The sequence below is a fragment of the Morganella sp. HSTU-ASny43 genome, assembly GCF_022819185.1.
Classification (GTDB): domain Bacteria; phylum Pseudomonadota; class Gammaproteobacteria; order Enterobacterales; family Enterobacteriaceae; genus Morganella; species Morganella morganii.
This window is the reverse complement of sequence record NZ_WSPG01000001.1, coordinates 252,147-269,424: the sequence shown is the minus strand read 5'-3', so window position 1 is coordinate 269,424 and position 17,278 is coordinate 252,147. Positions and strand designations below refer to the sequence as shown.

Sequence of the window (17,278 nt, the reverse complement as noted above, 5' to 3'; positions counted from 1 at the left end):
TTTTTTATATGCCGGTTATTCAGCCCCGGGCGGCGTGACCTGCGGGATGTAGTGCTGCATCATGGTGCGCAGCGCCTGCATCGAGACCGGTTTGGAGAGACAATCGTTCATGCCGGAAGCCAGACAGCGCTCGCGCTCTTCCGCCAGCGCATTGGCGGTGATCCCGATAACCGGTAGTGTCATCCCCTTCTCTCTCAGTGTGCGGGTCAGGTCATAACCGTTCATATTCGGCATGTTGACGTCTGACAGAATAATATCCACCTCATGGGTTTCGAGGAAGTCGAGTGCATCCAGCCCGTCATCCGCCGTTGCGGTGTGGAAGCCGAACAGATGCAGCTGATCTGACAGCAGATGGCGGTTAATCGGATGGTCATCCACAATCAGGATCCGGACATGTGCTGCCTGCTGACTGTCCGGCAGTGGCGGCGGCGGCAGATCATCGGCTTCCTGACAGCGGTTGTTCAGGCGGTCAGAGACAAAATCAAACAACCCGTCAAGCTGATGGGTATTATGCCGCCAGTGATTGCCGCCCATCGGCACCGGTTTGTCGGTATACCCGGCATCCAGTTCAATCAGCAGACGCGCCTGTTTCATCGCCGGGGTCACCACGTCCGTGATCACCACCGCACAGGCAATATCAGGGCATTCAGATAACGGAACCGCTGCCGGGGCAATATCCTGCCAGTAACGCTGCATATAATCCGCCAGCACGCCGTTGCGGAACTCAAAGACCAGCGGTACGGTCAGCGGCGCAATATCCGCATGATGACCGGACGGATAGGCGGTATAGCACGGGAAGCGGATCCCGAACAAGCTGCCGACCTCTTTCTGCGATTCCACCATCATGTCACCGTCCATCAGTGAAATCAGTTTTTCACAGATAGGCAGCCCGAGCCCGGTACCCTGCGACGGGCTGTCCGTGTTCGGCATAATCTGATAGAACGGGTCGAATAACTGGCGCAGCTCGTCCTCACTGATACCGCCGCCGGTATCCTGAATATCCACATGCAGATATTCACCGCAGACATAGACGTGAATGCACACCATCCCGACATGCGTGTATTTAATCGCATTATTAAACAGGTTGGCGATCACCTGCTGCATCCGTACCGGGTCATTACAGACCAGCTCCGGCACATCTTTTTCAATAAAGCAGTACAGAGAAAGGTGTTTTTTCGCCACCAGCGGCAGGTAGTTTGCCACCACAAAATGAATATGTTCGCGGAAGTTAAACTCTCTCGGCTCAATTTTCAGCTGTTTGGATTCAATTTTGGAGAAGTCGAGAATATCACTGATAATTTTCAGTAATAATGACGAGGAGTTATTCATCGTACCGAGCAGGCGCTGGGCATCCCGCGAATGCGCCATGGACTGTAACAGCTCCAGGTTACCGATGATACCGTACAGCGGCGTGCGCAGCTCATGACTGACCGTGGCAAGGAACATGGATTTCGACTGGTTAGCCTGCTCTGCCGCCTGTGCCGCATCCTGTAACGAGCTTTCCAGCTGCACACGTGCGCTGATATCCACCAGCACACAAATCGCCACTTCCTCGTTCTGGTAACGGGAATGCACAAAACTGACCTGAAGGTGCCCGCCGTTACGGGTCACCATATCTTCCATCCCCTGCCGTTTATCTTTTATCAGCAGGCCGATACGGTTGCGATCCTCAAACGAAAGCATACGCCAGTAATTATGAGCCAGCTCATTACTCAGCAGTGCCGTACCGTCGAGTGTGCGCAGAATGCAAATCCCGACCGGTGCGGAGGCCACAATTTTGTGGTTGAACTGCTCGTGCTCCTCCAGACGCATGGCGCTGTTTTCGGCCGGCATAAATATCCGCCGTTCCAGCAGCCAGGTAAACAACCCGATAATAATGGCAGAGATCAGATTAAGAATCGCCCCGTTGAGGATCTGAAATTTCAGTTTTTCATAGATTGAGCTCAGCGGCGTGGTATATACCACACTCAGCAGCGACGGCGTCAGTCTGCGTTTAAAGACCAGTTGGGTGAATTCGTCGTCATAGCCGAAATAATTATCGTCCACCAGATAACGGTCTTTATTTTTCTGTGTGTTAATTTCTTCCGGATAAGAGAGCACGACATCATCCTGCTCATTAATAATCACCATATTGGCCGGGAAATCGCGCAGGCGGTTAAAGTTTTCCAGCTGCAGATTACGCTCAATACCCATCAGTGCCAGAAAACGCCCGTCATAATACAGCGGCATCATCACAAACAGGCTGGCCATTCCCTGATTACTACCCGGCGCCGCCCAGTAAATGGTGCGCTCTTTCCCCTGACTTTTCAGGCGGAAATAGTTCTGAGAGTAATCATTGACCATTCTGCGCAACGTTTCGCTGCTGGTGGAAAGGTTGCGGATCGGAAATGACACCATACACAGGGTTTTTGAGCCGACCAGAAAGACCTGATTCAGCCCCATCGGTGCGGCGATATTGTTCTGCCAGTACGTCAGGAGATCTTTGAATGCAATAATATACGGGCCGCTGCCGGTGCGGAAGGCCGCGCAGTCGCCTTTGGTATTCAGTGCCCGGTAATCAATAAAAAAGCCGTCGGTGGTCCGGTCTGCGGGCTCTCCCGGCCGTACTTCTTTATTTTCGACAAACCGTTCATTCATATAACGGATATCGCGGGTCATATCGGTGGATTGCCGGAAATAGGCTAATAAGGCATCGTAATCGGAATAATATTGCTGGCGGATATCATTGCGCATCCCGTTATAGATATTCAGTAAATAGAATACCGTCACCAGCGCCCCCAGCCCCCATAACATCACACCGACGATCCGGAACAGGTAACGCGAAATTTTCAGTGATATCTGGAAAGATGAAAAGTATCTCAAAGGGGCTCCGCCAATAATGAATCTGATATATTCACGAGGTTTCAGACTGTTATGTCTAGGATATACCACTGTGCAATGTTTACAAAACCCCCGGGGTAAATAAAAAGCAGGAACAATATTATTGTTCCTGCTTTATCGGTTTTTCTGATTTTATATTACCGGAAACCGGTGATATTAATCGTTATTCTCTTCTGCATTATCATCAGATGCCGCATCCGTCACTTCACCGTCTTCAGAGAAATCATTTTCATCCTCTTCCGGCTCCGCAACACGCTGCAGACCGACCACTTTCTCTTCTTCTCCGGTACGGATCAGCGTCACACCCTGGGTATTACGGCCCACGATACTGACTTCAGAGACGCGGGTACGGACCAGCGTACCGGCATCGGTGATCATCATAATCTGATCATCCGCACCGACCTGGATTGCCCCCACGACTTTCCCGTTACGCTCACTCACTTTAATGGAGATAACCCCCTGAGTGGCGCGGGATTTGGTCGGATACTCCGCTTCCGCTGTCCGCTTACCGTAGCCGTTTTCGGTGACCGTCAGAATTTCACCTTCACCACGCGGAATAATCAGCGACACGACCGCATCGTCGTCACCCAGACGGATACCGCGCACACCGGTGGCGGTACGCCCCATGGCACGGACAGCATCTTCCGCAAAGCGGACGACTTTACCGTCAGCAGAGAACAGCATCACTTCGTTGCTGCCGTCAGTCAGGTCAACGCCAATCAGCTCATCACCCTCATTGAGGTTAACGGCGATAATACCGGCGTTACGCGGACGGCTGAAGTCCTGCAGGGAGGTTTTCTTCACGGTACCGCTGGCAGTCGCCATAAAGACAAACTTACCTTCCTCATATTCACGGACCGGCAGAATAGCGGTGATACGCTCGTTCTGTTCCTGATCCAGCGGTAATATGTTGATAATCGGACGACCGCGCGCACCACGGCTGGCTTCCGGTAACTGATACACTTTCAGCCAGTACAGCTTCCCTTTGTTGGAGAAGCAGAGAATGGTGTCGTGGGTGTTTGCCACCAGCAGACGTTCGATAAAGTCTTCTTCTTTGATACGGGCGGCAGATTTGCCTTTCCCGCCACGGCGCTGGGCTTCATAGTCGGTCAGCGGCTGATACTTCACGTAGCCCTGATGAGACAGTGTCACCACCACGTCTTCCTGACTGATCAGATCTTCGATATTGATATCCGCTGTGTTTTCTGTGATATCAGTACGGCGCTTATCGTTGAACTGCTCTTTCACTGCCACCAGCTCTTCACGGATGACTTCCATCAGACGCTCAGGGCTTTGCAGGATATGCAGCAGACCGGCAATCAGTTCCAGTAACTCGCGGTATTCGTCGAGCAGTTTTTCGTGCTCCAGACCGGTCAGTTTCTGCAGACGCAGATCCAGAATCGCCTGAGCCTGAACTTCGGTCAGATGATACAGACCGTCGCGGATACCGAACTGCTCATCCAGACCTTCCGGACGCGCGGCATCATCACCGGCACCGGCCAGCATAGCGGCAACCGTACCCAGTTCCCATGCCTGTGCCAGTAACCCGGCTTTTGCTTCCGCAGGCGTCGGCGCACGGCGGATAAGCTCGATAATCGGGTCGATATTGGCCAGTGCAATCGCCAGACCTTCGAGGATATGGGCGCGTTCACGGGCTTTGCGTAATTCGTAGATTGTCCGGCGGGTCACCACTTCACGGCGGTGGCGCACAAACGCACTGAGAATTTCTTTCAGATTGAGGATCTTCGGTTGTCCCTGATGCAGGGCAACCATATTGATACCAAACGTGGTCTGCATCTGTGTCAGCAGATAAAGGTTGTTCAGTACCACTTCACCGACCGCATCGCGTTTGACTTCAATCACAATGCGCATACCGTCTTTATCGGATTCATCACGCAGTGCGCTGATACCTTCCAGACGTTTCTCTTTAACCAGCTCGGCGATTTTCTCAATCAGGCGGGCTTTGTTCACCTGATACGGAATTTCATTAACGATAATGGTTTCGCGGCCGGTTTTTTCATCCGTTTCCACTTCAGCGCGGGCACGGATATGAATTTTGCCGCGTCCGGTGCGGTAAGCATCGAGAATACCGCGGCGGCCGTTGATAATCGCCGCAGTCGGGAAGTCCGGCCCCGGGATGTGCTCCATCAGACCTTCGATGCTGATATCTTCATCATCAATATAGGCCAGGCAGCCGTCGATGACTTCACCCAGGTTATGTGGCGGAATATTGGTTGCCATCCCGACAGCAATACCGGATGAACCATTCACCAGCAGGTTCGGGATGCGGGTCGGCATCACATCCGGGATCATTTCGGTACCGTCATAGTTCGGTACAAAATCCACGGTTTCTTTGTCGATGTCGGCTAACAGTTCATGGGCAATTTTCGCCATACGGACTTCCGTATAACGCATTGCTGCTGCGGAGTCACCGTCGATTGAACCAAAGTTACCCTGACCATCCACCAGCATATAGCGCATTGAGAACGGCTGAGCCAGGCGGACAATCGTTTCATACACAGCACTGTCACCATGGGGGTGATATTTACCGATCACATCCCCGACCACACGGGCAGATTTTTTATAGGCTTTGTTCCAGTCATTACCCAGTTCTTTCATCGCGAATAATACGCGGCGGTGAACCGGTTTCAGACCATCCCTGACATCGGGGAGCGCGCGTCCGACAATAACGGACATGGCGTAATCCAGATACGAGCTTTTCAGCTCCTCTTCGATGTTAACGGGCAAGATTTCTTTGGCATTGTCGCTCATGGAGCCAGTATCCCTCATTACTCCGGATTCAAGGTGCGGAACTATACCACAAATCGCCAATGTTTAAAAAAGGAGATATAAAAATCGGGAGAGTATTTTATTTCTGACGCATCCGCGCCCGGCATTGTATACTGACGCCATCGCGTATTCCGGCAGGTTCTGCCGCAGCAAGAGAGAGAAAGAGACCATGAATGACACAGCTTCCCCGCTGACAGCCAATGTCGATCCTGCGGAAATCAAAAAGTTTGAGGATGTTGCCTCACGCTGGTGGGATCTTGAGGGTGAATTTAAACCGCTGCACCGGATCAATCCGCTGCGTCTGGCCTATATTCAGCAGCGGGTTAACGGTGTGTTCGGGAAGAAAGTGCTGGATGTCGGCTGCGGCGGCGGAATTCTGGCAGAAAGTATGGCGCGGGAAGGTGCGGACGTCACCGGGCTGGATATGGGCGCAGAGCCGCTTCAGGTTGCGCGTCTGCATGCACTGGAAAACGGCACTGATATCACCTATGTGCAGGAAACGGTGGAACAGCACGCAGAAAAACATGCACAACAGTATGATGTGGTGACCTGCATGGAGATGCTTGAGCATGTGCCGGATCCGGCGTCTGTGGTGCGTTCCTGTGCCCGTCTGGTCAAACCGGGGGGCGATGTGGTGTTCTCCACCATTAACCGCAACAAAAAAGCCTGGTTTATGGCCGTTATCGCAGCAGAATATATTCTGAAGATGGTACCGCCCGGTACGCACGATGCGAAAAAATTTATCCGTCCGGCAGAACTGATTGACTGGCTGAATAATACCGGTCTGCGCGAGCAGCATATGATCGGCTTACATTACAATCCGTTAAGCGATAAATTCTGGCTGGCACCCAATGTGGATGTAAATTATATGTTGCATACCCGTTTTATTTTATAGTGTCAAGTTAATTACTCCGGCGATTAATAAAACGCCAAACAAATCGCATTTTTCTAAAATTATCGCTTCGCGTAATAAGGTAAGCACAGTTTCATTTTGTCAGTGATCTCAGTGCTTACCACTCTGTCAGCGGGTGACTATCCTCAAGTTATCCACAAAAGATCCTGATTTTATACACTTGATCCTGAGCGCATTTATCATTATCTTGTTACCCATCTTTTACAGACACACTACATCTTGTGTTTAAATCGCTCAGCACCCGCTATTGACTTTCCCGGAACATTTGTTTCAGGGATCGTTTTTTATCGGGCGGATACACGTTATCGGCGCGTTAATCACAACAGAGTGTCATTTTCAAAACAGGGTATATCAACTGATGAACCAGAATCTGCTTGTTACCAAACGTGATGGTCACAAAGAACGTATCGATTTAGACAAAATCCACCGCGTCATTACCTGGGCCGCTGAAGGTCTGAATAATGTCTCTGTCTCCCAGGTCGAGTTACGTTCCCAGATTCAGTTCTATGACGGGATCCGTACCGCGGATATTCATGAAACCATGATTAAGGCCGCCGCCGATCTGATTTCCGCTGAAACGCCGGATTATCAGTATCTGTCTGCCCGCCTGGCTATTTTTAACCTGCGCAAAAAAGCCTACGGCCAGTTTGAGCCGCCGGCGTTATACGCCCATGTACAGAAAATGGTGGCTGCCGGTAAATATGACGAAAATCTGTTAACCGATTACACCGAAGCTGAATTTGACCAGATGAATGAGTTCATCGATCACTGGCGTGATATGAATTTCTCTTACGCCGCCGTCAAACAGCTGGAAGGGAAATATCTGGTTCAGAACCGTGTTACCGGCGAAGTGTATGAAAGTGCACAGTTCCTGTATATCCTGGTTGCGGCCTGTCTGTTCTCACATTATCCGAAAGAGACCCGTCTGGATTATATCCGCCGGTTCTATGACGCCACGTCAACCTTCAAAATTTCCCTGCCGACACCGATTATGTCCGGTGTCCGCACCCCGACCCGCCAGTTCAGCTCCTGTGTGCTGATCGAGTGCGGCGACAGCCTTGACTCCATCAACGCGACCTCCGGTGCGATTGTCAAATATGTGTCCCAGCGTGCCGGTATCGGTATCAACGCGGGCCGCATCCGTGCGCTCGGCAGCCCGATCCGCGGCGGCGAGGCATTCCACACCGGTTGTATCCCGTTCTACAAACATTTCCAGACCGCCGTGAAATCCTGTTCTCAGGGCGGCGTGCGCGGTGGCGCGGCAACGCTGTTCTACCCTATCTGGCATCTGGAAGTGGAAAGCCTGCTGGTACTGAAAAACAACCGTGGTGTTGAAGGCAACCGTGTCCGCCACCTCGATTACGGCGTCCAGATCAACAAACTGATGTATGAACGCCTGATCAAAGGCCAGGATATCACCCTGTTCAGCCCGTCCGATGTCCCGGGGTTATATGACGCGTTCTTCGCCGATCAGGATGCGTTCGAGCGTCTTTATGAGCAGTATGAGAAAGATCCGTCGATCCGCAAACAGACGCTGAAAGCGGTGGAGCTGTTCTCCCTGATGATGCAGGAACGTGCCTCTACCGGCCGTATCTATATTCAGAACGTGGACCACTGCAACACTCACAGCCCGTTTGATCCGTTTATCGCGCCGGTGCGCCAGTCCAACCTGTGTCTGGAAATTGCCCTGCCGACCAAACCGCTCAACGATATGAATGACCCGAACGGGGAAATCGCGCTGTGTACGCTGTCCGCATTTAACCTGGGTGCCATTGAAAACCTCGATGAGCTGGAAGAGCTGGCTATCCTGGCAGTACGTGCCCTGGATGCCCTGCTCGATTACCAGGATTATCCGATTGAAGCGGCACGCAAAGGCTCAATGGGCCGCCGTACCCTGGGTATCGGGGTGATTAACTTCGCTTACTACCTGGCGAAACACGGTGTGCGCTATTCCGACGGCAGTGCCAATAACCTGACTCACCGCACCTTTGAAGCTATTCAGTATTACCTGCTGAAAGCCTCCAATGAGCTGGCAAAAGAGTACGGTGCATGCCCGTGGTTTAACGAAACCACCTATTCACAGGGTATTCTGCCGATCGACACTTACAAGAAAACCCTGGATCAGCTGACGAACGAGCCGCTGCATTATGACTGGGAAGGCCTGCGCGAAGAGATCAAAAAACACGGTCTGCGTAACTCCACCCTGTCTGCCCTGATGCCGTCAGAGACATCCTCGCAGATCTCCAATGCCACCAACGGTATTGAGCCGCCGCGCGGCTATATCAGCGTGAAAGCCTCGAAAGACGGCATTCTGCGCCAGGTCGTGCCGGAGTATGACCGTCTGAAATCCGCCTATGAGCTGTTATGGCAGATGCCGGGCAACGAAGGTTATCTCCAGTTGGTGGGGATTATGCAGAAATTTGTCGATCAGGCGATTTCGTCCAACACCAACTATGATCCGACCCGGTTCCCGAGCGGCAAAGTACCGATGAATCAGTTACTGAAAGATTTGCTGCTGGCCTATAAATACGGTGTGAAAACACTTTATTACCACAATACCCGCGATGGCGCGGAAGATACCCAGGAAGACCTTCCTGAGGAAGTGGTCATCGCCGACGATGATGGTTGTGAAGGCGGCGCGTGTAAAATTTAAGGTGAATAAATAATGTCTTATACAACATTTTCGCAGGTACATAATGATCAGCTGAAAGAACCGATGTTCTTCGGCCAGCCGGTGAACGTCGCCCGTTATGATCAGCAAAAGTACCCGATTTTTGAATCACTGATTGAAAAACAGCTCTCCTTCTTCTGGCGTCCGGAAGAAGTGGACGTATCCCGCGATCGCATTGACTACAATGCCCTGCCGGATCACGAAAAGCATATATTCATCAGCAACCTGAAATACCAGACCCTGCTGGATTCCATTCAGGGCCGCAGCCCGAACGTGGCGCTGCTGCCGCTGATCTCCATTCCGGAGCTGGAAACCTGGGTGGAAACCTGGTCTTTCTCGGAAACCATTCACTCGCGTTCTTACACACATATTATCCGTAATATCGTGAATGATCCGTCGGTGGTATTCGATGATATCGTGGCAAACGAAGAGATCATCAAACGCGCGGAAGATATTTCCGGCTATTATGATGATCTTATCCGCATGACCAATGAATATCATATGTTTGGTGAAGGAACGCATACCGCAAACGGTAAAACCTTTACTGTTACCCTGCGCGCCCTGAAACGCCAGCTGTATCTGTGCCTGATGAGCGTCAACGCGCTGGAAGCGATCCGTTTCTATGTTAGTTTCGCCTGCTCTTTTGCCTTTGCCGAACGCGAACTGATGGAAGGTAATGCGAAAATCATCAAACTGATCGCCCGTGATGAAGCGCTGCACCTGACCGGCACCCAGCATATGCTTAACCTGCTGCGCAGCGGCCAGGATGACCCGGAAATGGCGGAAATCGCCAAAGAGTGCGAGCAGGATTGCTACGATCTGTTTGTCCGTGCGGCGGAGCAGGAAAAAGAGTGGGCAGATTATCTGTTCTGCAACGGCTCTATGATCGGTCTGAACAAAGATATCCTGTGTCAGTATGTGGAATATATCACTAATATCCGCATGCAGGCAGTGGGTCTGCCGCTGCCGTTTAAAGTCCGCTCGAACCCGATTCCGTGGATCAACGCCTGGCTGGTATCTGATAACGTCCAGGTGGCACCACAGGAAGTGGAAGTCAGCTCCTATCTGGTCGGTCAGATTGACTCTGAAGTCAACACTGACGAACTGAGTAACTTCGAACTCTGATGCCCCGCTATAAAATCACCCTGCATGGCAACATGCAGGGTATTCAGCTGCATTATGTCAGTGAAGAACACAACAACCTGCTCAATACACTCGAACAATCCGTCCCGGTGGAATACCAGTGCCGTGAAGGCTATTGCGGTGCCTGCCGTGTCCGCCTGAAACGCGGTAAAGTCGGTTACCGGCAGAGGCCGGTTGCATTTATCAATGACGGTGAAATTCTTCCCTGCAGTTGCTACCCGCTGAGTGATATCGACATCGAATTGTAAGCTGTTTAGTGACCGGATCTGCAATCCGGTTTTTTTATGCCATTGGTGTAACGATATCTTTACGATATACGTAATTTAAATTTGACACCTTTCCGGTTTTTCATTACGCTTTGCGCACATATTATTGATTGAAATATCATGAGGTTTTGGTGAAAAATCGTACACTCGGCAGTGTTCTGATTGTTGCGGGAACAACGATCGGTGCCGGTATGCTGGCAATGCCGCTGGCTGCCGCAGGGATCGGATTTCCGGTCATTGCTGTCATTCTGATCGGCCTCTGGGCTATCATGAGCTACACCGCACTGCTGATGGTTGAAGTGTATCAGTACAGCTCACCGGATACCGGCTTAGGCAGCGTCTCCCGTCAATACCTCGGATTACCGGGTCAGCTCCTGACCGGCTTCAGCATGTTGTTGCTGATGTATGCCCTGACCACTGCCTATATCGGCGGAGCCGGGGAAATGATCTCCGCCAGCCTGCAAAGCTGGTGGCAAATATCTGTTACACCGGGTACGGCGACCATTATCTTCACCCTCGTTGGCGGCCTGGTAGTGTGTGTCGGGACGCACTCGGTTGATTTTATCAACCGTATCCTGTTCACCGGTAAAATTATCTTCCTGATCATCATGCTCGCCGTCATGATGCCGCATGTGAATATGACCAACCTTGTCAGCATGCCGATTCAGAACGGACTGGTGCTTTCTGCTATCCCGCTGGTGTTTACCTCTTTTGGTTTCCACGGCAGTGTGCCGAGCCTGGTGAATTACATGAACGGCGACAGCAAAAAGCTGCGCTTTATTTTCCTCACTGGTAGTGCTATTCCGCTGGTGGCGTATCTGCTGTGGCAGGTTGCGACCCTCGGCGCGATCCCGTCCGATACCTTCTTTGGTATTCTGGCGCAGAAATCCGGCCTGGACGGCTTACTGACGGCGCTCAGTGAGACCGTGGCCAATAAATATGTGGATATCGCGGTCAGCCTGTTTATGGATCTGGCACTGGCTACCTCATTCCTGGGTGTGGCGCTGGGGTTATTTGATTACCTGGCCGACCTGTTCCGCCGCAAAAATTCCGCCTTCGGCCGTACGCAAACCGGGATCCTGACCTTTGCCCTGCCGCTGATTTGCGCCCTGTACTACAAAAGCTTCACCGGTGCGCTGGCGTATGCCGCAATGGCGCTCTCCTTCCTGGCGCTGATCCTGCCGTCATTATTAGCATGGAAAGTACGGCAGAACCCGAAAGCCGGTGCTTACCGTGTTGCAGGCGGAAACGGTGTGCTGATCTTTATCTTCCTGTTCGGCCTGCTGGTGATCTCTATCGAGTTCATCAAAAGCGCCGGTTATCTGCCGAACATTTAATACCATTGTTCTGAAAGCAAGCCCGGATTTCCGGGCTTATTTTTTTTGTCCGTGTGCGGCATTCAGCCGTTCAAATCCGGCGGTCAAATCCGCAATCAAATCCTCCGTATCTTCCAGGCCGATTTGCAGACGCAGTGTCAGTCCGCCCGGCTGCCAGTCAGTAACCGTCCGGTAACGGCTACAGTCAAACGGCACTATCAGGCTTTCAAACCCACCCCAGGAATAGCCCATCGCGAAAATATCCAGCCCGTCGAGCATGGCCGCCAGGTCGTCTGTGGTGTATTCCGCATTCAGAACCAGCGAGAACAGGCCGGAAGAGCCGGTGAAATCCCGCTTCCAGATCTCATGCCCCGGACATTCCGGGAAGGCAGGATGCAGCACTTTGCTGACTTCCGGGCGGGACTGCAGCCACTCCGCGACTTTCAGCGCCCGGTGCTGTGCTTCCTTCAGGCGGATATGCAGAGTGCGCAGACCGCGCAGCACAAGGAAACAATCCTCAGCGCCCGGCAGCATCGCCATCTGATCATAGGTTTTGCGCAATTCCGGCCACCACTGTGCATTAGCGGAAACCAGTCCCATCAGCACATCCGAATGACCTCCGGGGTATTTGGTACCGGCTTCAAGGGAGATATCACAGCCGTGTTCATGAGCGCGGAAAAAGAGCGGGGTCGCCCAGGTGTTATCAATAACGGTTGTCACATGATGGCGTTTCGCCACGGCAGTGATCGCCGGAACATCCTGCACCTCGAACGTCTGGGAGCCGGGGGATTCAAGGAAAATCACGGTTGTTTCCGGGCGGATAAGCGATTCAATCCCCGCGCCGATCAGCGGATCATAATAAGTGGTGGTAATGCCCATCTTTGCCAGCAGACCGCCGCATAACTGCCGGGTCGGGTGATAAACAGAATCGGTCATCAGCAGATGATCGCCGCTTTTCAGAGTGGTCAGCAGCGCCAGTGTCACCGCGCCCAGTCCGCTGGGGGATAACACCGTACCCGCCGCACCGGTCAGTTCACTCCAGGCATTCTCCAGTGCCGCGATCGTCGGAGTGCCGTCAGTGCCGTAATGAAATTCAGCACGGCGGTTGATCAGGGCATCATACGTCGGGAAGACCACCGTCGAGCCGCGGTATACCGGGGTATTCACAAATCCGTGCTGTAATGCGGGGTTACGGCCGCTCTGCGTCAGCCGGGTTTCTGTCCGCAAAGGACGGCGTGCATGTTCTGACATAATCACCTCAATAATAGTCTGCCTGGTTATGCTGTTATCCTGCCATAAGGGCGGCGGCTTTCCTTAGTCGCTTTTCAGCTAAGATATACCGTTATCCTCACCTGCCGTGGTGTAAAGAAATATTTGGCAATTTTGCTGCATCACTATTATTAATAAGTTACGAAACCTTATATTATCAACAGATTAATTTTCACATGACGGAAAGGATATGGAATCAGAAGAAATCAGGGACCGACGTCCGATTAAAGCCCGGCAGACCCGCTGGGCGACCTCAGCCGCCCGTCTGCTGCAACAGCGCGGTGCAACCCCTAACGGTATCTCTGTCGCCAGTTCAGTCTGTGCATTATTTGCCGCTGCCGCCTTTTACGGTGCTCTGAACAGCGAGCTCACCGTACTGCGTATCATCCTGTTTCTGCTGGCCGCACTGATGGTACAGGGACGGCTTATCTGTAATCTGCTTGACGGTATGGTGGCGGTCGAAGGCGGCCTGCGCAGCCCTGTTGGTGCCGTATTTAACGATTTGCCGGATCGCGTTTCGGACAGCCTGATCCTCATCGGTGCCGGTTACGGACTGGCCGGTTTTATCGCTTATGCCCCGCAGCTCGGCTGGGCGGCGGCGCTGATGGCAGTGATGACCGCCTATGTCCGGGTGCTCGGCGGCAGTTGTGAGCAGCCGCAGAAATTTTCCGGCCCGATGGCCAAACAGCACCGGATGGCGCTGCTGACCGCCGGTGCCGTTGCCGCCTGTTTTCTCCCGCTGTATCAGGCTCAGTGGCTGTTTCTTATCATACTGTGGGTGATTACCCTCGGCGCACTCTGGACCGCCGTGCGCCGTACCCGCATACTGATGGCTGATTTACGTAAGGATAATAAAGGATGACCCGTAAAACGTTTTCGCCGGATCAAAAAATTGTCTCGGCGCTGCTGGTGTCGGTATGCCGGTTTCTGACCGGGATCCGCGCAAAGCAGAACGCCCCGCTGCCGGAAGGTAAACCCTGTATTTACTATGCCAACCACTCCAGTCACCTTGACGGACTGGTGATTTGGTCCTGCCTGACCGGTGCGGCGCGAAAACGCGTTCACCCGGTGGCGGCGCAGGATTACTGGGATAAAACCGGGTTCCGTCGTTATATTGCCAAACGTATTTTTGGTGCGGTGCTGATTGCACGCGGTAAAAAAATCGAGCCGGCAACAGAGGATGAACAACAGGAGACCACGCCGGCGGAGAATCCGCTGGATGTGATGCAGAGTGTTCTCGATACCGGGGATTCCCTGATTCTGTTCCCGGAAGGCACACGCGGCGACGGTGAAAAGATTCAGGATTTCAAAGCCGGGCTCTGGCATTTATCCCGCAATAATCCGGATGCGGTGCTGGTGCCGGTCTATCTGGAAAACCTCAACCGCGTCCTGCCGAAAGGCTCGCGGCTGGTTGTGCCGATTATCTGCACTGCCACATTCGGCGCTCCGGTTGAACCGGCCGGGGAAGAAGAGAGCAAAGCGGACTTTTTAGTGCGGACCCGCCAGGCGTTAGAGGCAATACATAATGAAAGATAATGAATTATTCTGGATCTTCAGCGGGCTGTTCGGGTTCCTGGCGGTGGCAACGGTTATCGGCCTGATCCTGAAGCAGGTTAAGGGAAACACCTCGGTTATCAGTAACCTGAATGCCCGTATCCGCGCCTGGTGGCTGATGTGTATTATCGCCGCCGTGGCTATCAGCATCGGGCCCATCGGCTCTGTGGTGCTGTTTGCTTTTATGTCCCTGCTGGCACTGCGTGAGCTTATCACTCTGACGCCGACACACCGCGCCGACCACGGTGCCCTGTTCTGGTGCTTCTTTATCATTCTGCCGGTACAGTATGTGCTGGTCGGTGTTCAGTGGTATAACCTGCTGGCGGTCTTTATCCCCGTCTATGCGTTCCTGTTTATCCCGACCCGCATGGTGCTCTCCGGCGACACCCGCCACTTCCTGGAGCGCATGGCAAAAATCCAGTGGAGTGTGATGATTGCGGTTTACTGCCTCAGTTATGCTCCTGCACTGCTGGTACTGCCGATTCCGGATTTCACGGATAATATCAACCTGCTGCTGTTTCTGATGATCGTGGTTCAGATTTCTGACGTGCTGCAATATGTGTTCGGTAAACTGTTCGGCAAACGCCCGATTGTACCGAAACTCAGCCCGAACAAAACCGTTGAAGGCTTTATCGGCGGGATCCTCAGTGCGAGCTGTGTCGGTATGGCACTGTGGTGGGCCACACCGTTCAGCCCGTGGGCGGCATTCCTGCTCTCACTGTTGATTTGCCTGGCCGGTTTCGCGGGCGGGTTGTGTATGTCCGCCATCAAGCGGGACAGCGGGATCAAAGATTTCGGTGCCATGATTGAGGGTCACGGCGGCATGATGGACAGACTGGATTCCCTCTGCTTCGCAGCCCCGGTTTTCTTCCATGTGCTGAAATATTTTTATACCTGATGATTCAGGAAATTCTGCTGATCCGCCACGGTGAACCGGTGCCGGACAGAAAAACACCGCTGGCCCTGCGCAACCTCTGTGCCTGGCTGGCGGAATATGATGCGGGCGGAATTATCCCGCCGGCCGCTCCGCCTTTATCGCTGTCCGCTGAAGAATTGTCCCGTTATTTCCCGGTAGCCAGTCCGCTGTTTCGTACCACGGCATCCCTGGCCATTCTCGGGATCACACCCCGCGCCATTGTTGATGAACTGCATGAAGCAGTACTTCCCCTGTTCTCTCCTGCACTGCTGATGCCGGTAAAACTGCCGCCGATGTGGTGGGTAACCGCATTCCGGCTGCTGTGGCTGGCGGGTGGCGGAAAATCTGTTCCCTCTGTGGCACAGGTACGCGGACGGGCACAATGTGCCGCACAAATCCTCTCAGACTATGCACAGGAACATGGCGCTGTACTGGTCATGGCGCACCGGATTATCAATCACGCCCTGCGCCCCGCACTGGAACAATCCGGCTGGCGGATGACAGAAAAAACACATAACAGCTACTGGGGAATGATGCGGTTCACCCGTGACGCACCACACCGCTAATGTCAGCCGGTGTATTCTGAACCGCATACCTCCGCACATTCCGCCACATCCGCTCTGTATTGCTCACTTTCCCGTATAAGACTCTGCCTGCTTTGTTCCGCAGGCTGATCATCTGCTGCTGCCTTGCTTATTTTTAAATAGTTATTGCCATTAAATGAATATTTATGTATTTTTAATTAAAAATCACGCATAAAAATGAGGTTGTCATGTTTAAAAAATTAGTCTTTGCAGGCTGTTTATCATTATTAGCATTCACCGGGGTAAGCCAGGCCAAAGAAACCTATGTGATCGGTGCCGGCGGTACCTATCGCCCGTTTGAATTTGAAAACAGTGAAAAACAACTCGAAGGGTTTGATATCGATATTATCAAAGCGGTTGCTGCCGCCGAAGATTTTGACGTCAAATTAATCAACACGCCGTGGGAAGGTATTTTCGCCACACTGTCCGCCGGGGATCGCGATATTTTAATTTCCGGTATTACCATCACCGATAAACGCAAACAGATGGTGGATTTCTCCGCCCCGTATTTCCCGGCGGAACAGGCAATTGTGGTGAATGAAAATTCACCAATCAGCGCGTTATCTGAACTGAGTAAATATAATGTCGGTGTGGTGAACTCCAGCACCGGGGATATTGTGGTTTCTGATGTGCTCGGCAAAACCAGCACCGCCATCAAACGCTTTGATAATACTCCGCTGCTGTTACAGGAATTATATGAAGACGGCGTGGATGCGGCGGTCGGTGATGTCGGTGTCGTGAAGTTTTATATTAAAACCCATCCGGATAAGAAATTTAAACTGATTTACGACAATCATTTTGAAAAACAGTATTTCGGCATTGCCGTCGCTAAAGGTAATACGGAATTACAGGAAAAAATTAACCGTGGTCTGGCAAAAATTATTGCCGACGGTACTTACGCCAAAATCTATCAGAAATGGTTCGATAACGACGTACCTTCCCTGCCCGCGCAGTAATTCATTATTTATCTGATTAA

13 protein-coding genes are annotated in these 17,278 nt (G+C 52.3%); 10 read left to right on the top strand and 3 right to left on the bottom strand.

Features of this window, described 5'->3' with window-relative positions:
• Positions 1-15: 15 nt before the first annotated feature.
• Together rcsC and gyrA are read right to left on the bottom strand one after the other, a co-directional pair.
• Positions 16-2,862, bottom strand: a complete 2,847-nt coding sequence (rcsC, locus tag GN208_RS01235; RefSeq protein WP_243828274.1) for a two-component system sensor histidine kinase RcsC — start codon at positions 2,860-2,862, stop codon at positions 16-18.
• Between the two features lie 174 nt (positions 2,863-3,036).
• Positions 3,037-5,652 (bottom strand): DNA topoisomerase (ATP-hydrolyzing) subunit A, encoded by a 2,616-nt coding sequence (gene gyrA, locus GN208_RS01230; RefSeq protein ID WP_004236765.1) that lies wholly within the window; start codon positions 5,650-5,652, stop codon positions 3,037-3,039.
• 187 nt (positions 5,653-5,839) lie between these two features.
• Between gyrA and ubiG the strand changes: the two genes are divergently transcribed.
• The 5 genes from ubiG (at position 5,840) to tyrP (ending at position 12,000) form a co-directional block, all read left to right on the top strand.
• A complete protein-coding gene (ubiG, locus tag GN208_RS01225; protein ID WP_036418410.1) occupies positions 5,840-6,565 on the top strand; it encodes a bifunctional 2-polyprenyl-6-hydroxyphenol methylase/3-demethylubiquinol 3-O-methyltransferase UbiG in 726 nt (241 codons plus the stop codon).
• A 376-nt stretch (positions 6,566-6,941) separates the two neighbouring features.
• Positions 6,942-9,236 carry a class 1a ribonucleoside-diphosphate reductase subunit alpha gene (nrdA, locus tag GN208_RS01220; RefSeq protein ID WP_004236767.1) on the top strand — a complete coding sequence of 765 codons (2,295 nt, stop codon included), beginning with the start codon at positions 6,942-6,944 and terminating at the stop codon, positions 9,234-9,236.
• A gap of 12 nt (positions 9,237-9,248) precedes the next feature.
• Positions 9,249-10,379: a class Ia ribonucleoside-diphosphate reductase subunit beta gene (nrdB, locus tag GN208_RS01215; RefSeq protein WP_004236768.1), complete on the top strand. Its 1,131-nt coding sequence runs from the start codon at positions 9,249-9,251 to the stop codon at positions 10,377-10,379.
• A complete protein-coding gene (yfaE, locus tag GN208_RS01210) occupies positions 10,379-10,645 on the top strand; it encodes a class I ribonucleotide reductase maintenance protein YfaE (protein WP_004236769.1) in 267 nt (88 codons plus the stop codon). Before nrdB ends, yfaE begins: the two co-directional genes overlap by 1 nt.
• A gap of 149 nt (positions 10,646-10,794) precedes the next feature.
• The gene (tyrP, locus tag GN208_RS01205; RefSeq protein WP_015422635.1) at positions 10,795-12,000 is read left to right on the top strand and encodes a tyrosine transporter TyrP; all 1,206 of its coding nucleotides are present in this window, start codon (positions 10,795-10,797) and stop codon (positions 11,998-12,000) included.
• Between the two features lie 36 nt (positions 12,001-12,036).
• Here the strand turns inward: tyrP and metC are convergent, their stop codons facing one another.
• Complete coding sequence (metC, locus tag GN208_RS01200; RefSeq protein WP_004236772.1) at positions 12,037-13,230, bottom strand: cystathionine beta-lyase; 1,194 nt, start codon at positions 13,228-13,230, stop codon at positions 12,037-12,039.
• A 208-nt stretch (positions 13,231-13,438) separates the two neighbouring features.
• Between metC and GN208_RS01195 the strand changes: the two genes are divergently transcribed.
• The 5 genes from GN208_RS01195 to GN208_RS01175 all read left to right on the top strand — a co-directional run bounded on the left by GN208_RS01195 (position 13,439) and on the right by GN208_RS01175 (position 17,258).
• Entirely contained in the window at positions 13,439-14,110 is a 672-nt protein-coding gene (locus GN208_RS01195; protein WP_004236773.1) for a CDP-alcohol phosphatidyltransferase family protein, read from the top strand.
• Positions 14,107-14,784 (top strand): lysophospholipid acyltransferase family protein, encoded by a 678-nt coding sequence (locus tag GN208_RS01190; RefSeq protein WP_004236775.1) that lies wholly within the window; start codon positions 14,107-14,109, stop codon positions 14,782-14,784. The genes GN208_RS01195 and GN208_RS01190 overlap by 4 nt, the downstream gene beginning before the upstream one ends.
• Positions 14,774-15,700, top strand: a complete 927-nt coding sequence (locus GN208_RS01185) for a phosphatidate cytidylyltransferase (protein ID WP_004236776.1) — start codon at positions 14,774-14,776, stop codon at positions 15,698-15,700. Before GN208_RS01190 ends, GN208_RS01185 begins: the two co-directional genes overlap by 11 nt.
• On the top strand, positions 15,700-16,284 hold the full coding sequence (locus GN208_RS01180) for a hypothetical protein (RefSeq protein ID WP_004236777.1): 585 nt from the start codon (positions 15,700-15,702) through the stop codon (positions 16,282-16,284). Before GN208_RS01185 ends, GN208_RS01180 begins: the two co-directional genes overlap by 1 nt.
• 206 nt (positions 16,285-16,490) lie before the next feature.
• Complete coding sequence (locus tag GN208_RS01175) at positions 16,491-17,258, top strand: basic amino acid ABC transporter substrate-binding protein (RefSeq protein ID WP_004236778.1); 768 nt, start codon at positions 16,491-16,493, stop codon at positions 17,256-17,258.
• Positions 17,259-17,278: the final 20 nt, after the last annotated feature.

What these genes read in the sequence shown, in the direction of transcription:
- metC (WP_004236772.1), bottom strand. Translation starts at nt 13,230, where the DNA reads ATGTCAGAACATGCACGCCGTCCTTTGCGGACAGAAACCCGGCTGACG.
- GN208_RS01185 (WP_004236776.1), top strand. Translation starts at nt 14,774, where the DNA reads ATGAAAGATAATGAATTATTCTGGATCTTCAGCGGGCTGTTCGGGTTC.
- GN208_RS01195 (WP_004236773.1), top strand. Translation starts at nt 13,439, where the DNA reads ATGGAATCAGAAGAAATCAGGGACCGACGTCCGATTAAAGCCCGGCAG.
- GN208_RS01180 (WP_004236777.1), top strand. Translation starts at nt 15,700, where the DNA reads ATGATTCAGGAAATTCTGCTGATCCGCCACGGTGAACCGGTGCCGGAC.
- GN208_RS01190 (WP_004236775.1), top strand. Translation starts at nt 14,107, where the DNA reads ATGACCCGTAAAACGTTTTCGCCGGATCAAAAAATTGTCTCGGCGCTG.
- GN208_RS01175 (WP_004236778.1), top strand. Translation starts at nt 16,491, where the DNA reads ATGTTTAAAAAATTAGTCTTTGCAGGCTGTTTATCATTATTAGCATTC.
- nrdA (WP_004236767.1), top strand. Translation starts at nt 6,942, where the DNA reads ATGAACCAGAATCTGCTTGTTACCAAACGTGATGGTCACAAAGAACGT.
- ubiG (WP_036418410.1), top strand. Translation starts at nt 5,840, where the DNA reads ATGAATGACACAGCTTCCCCGCTGACAGCCAATGTCGATCCTGCGGAA.
- yfaE (WP_004236769.1), top strand. Translation starts at nt 10,379, where the DNA reads ATGCCCCGCTATAAAATCACCCTGCATGGCAACATGCAGGGTATTCAG.
- gyrA (WP_004236765.1), bottom strand. Translation starts at nt 5,652, where the DNA reads ATGAGCGACAATGCCAAAGAAATCTTGCCCGTTAACATCGAAGAGGAG.
- nrdB (WP_004236768.1), top strand. Translation starts at nt 9,249, where the DNA reads ATGTCTTATACAACATTTTCGCAGGTACATAATGATCAGCTGAAAGAA.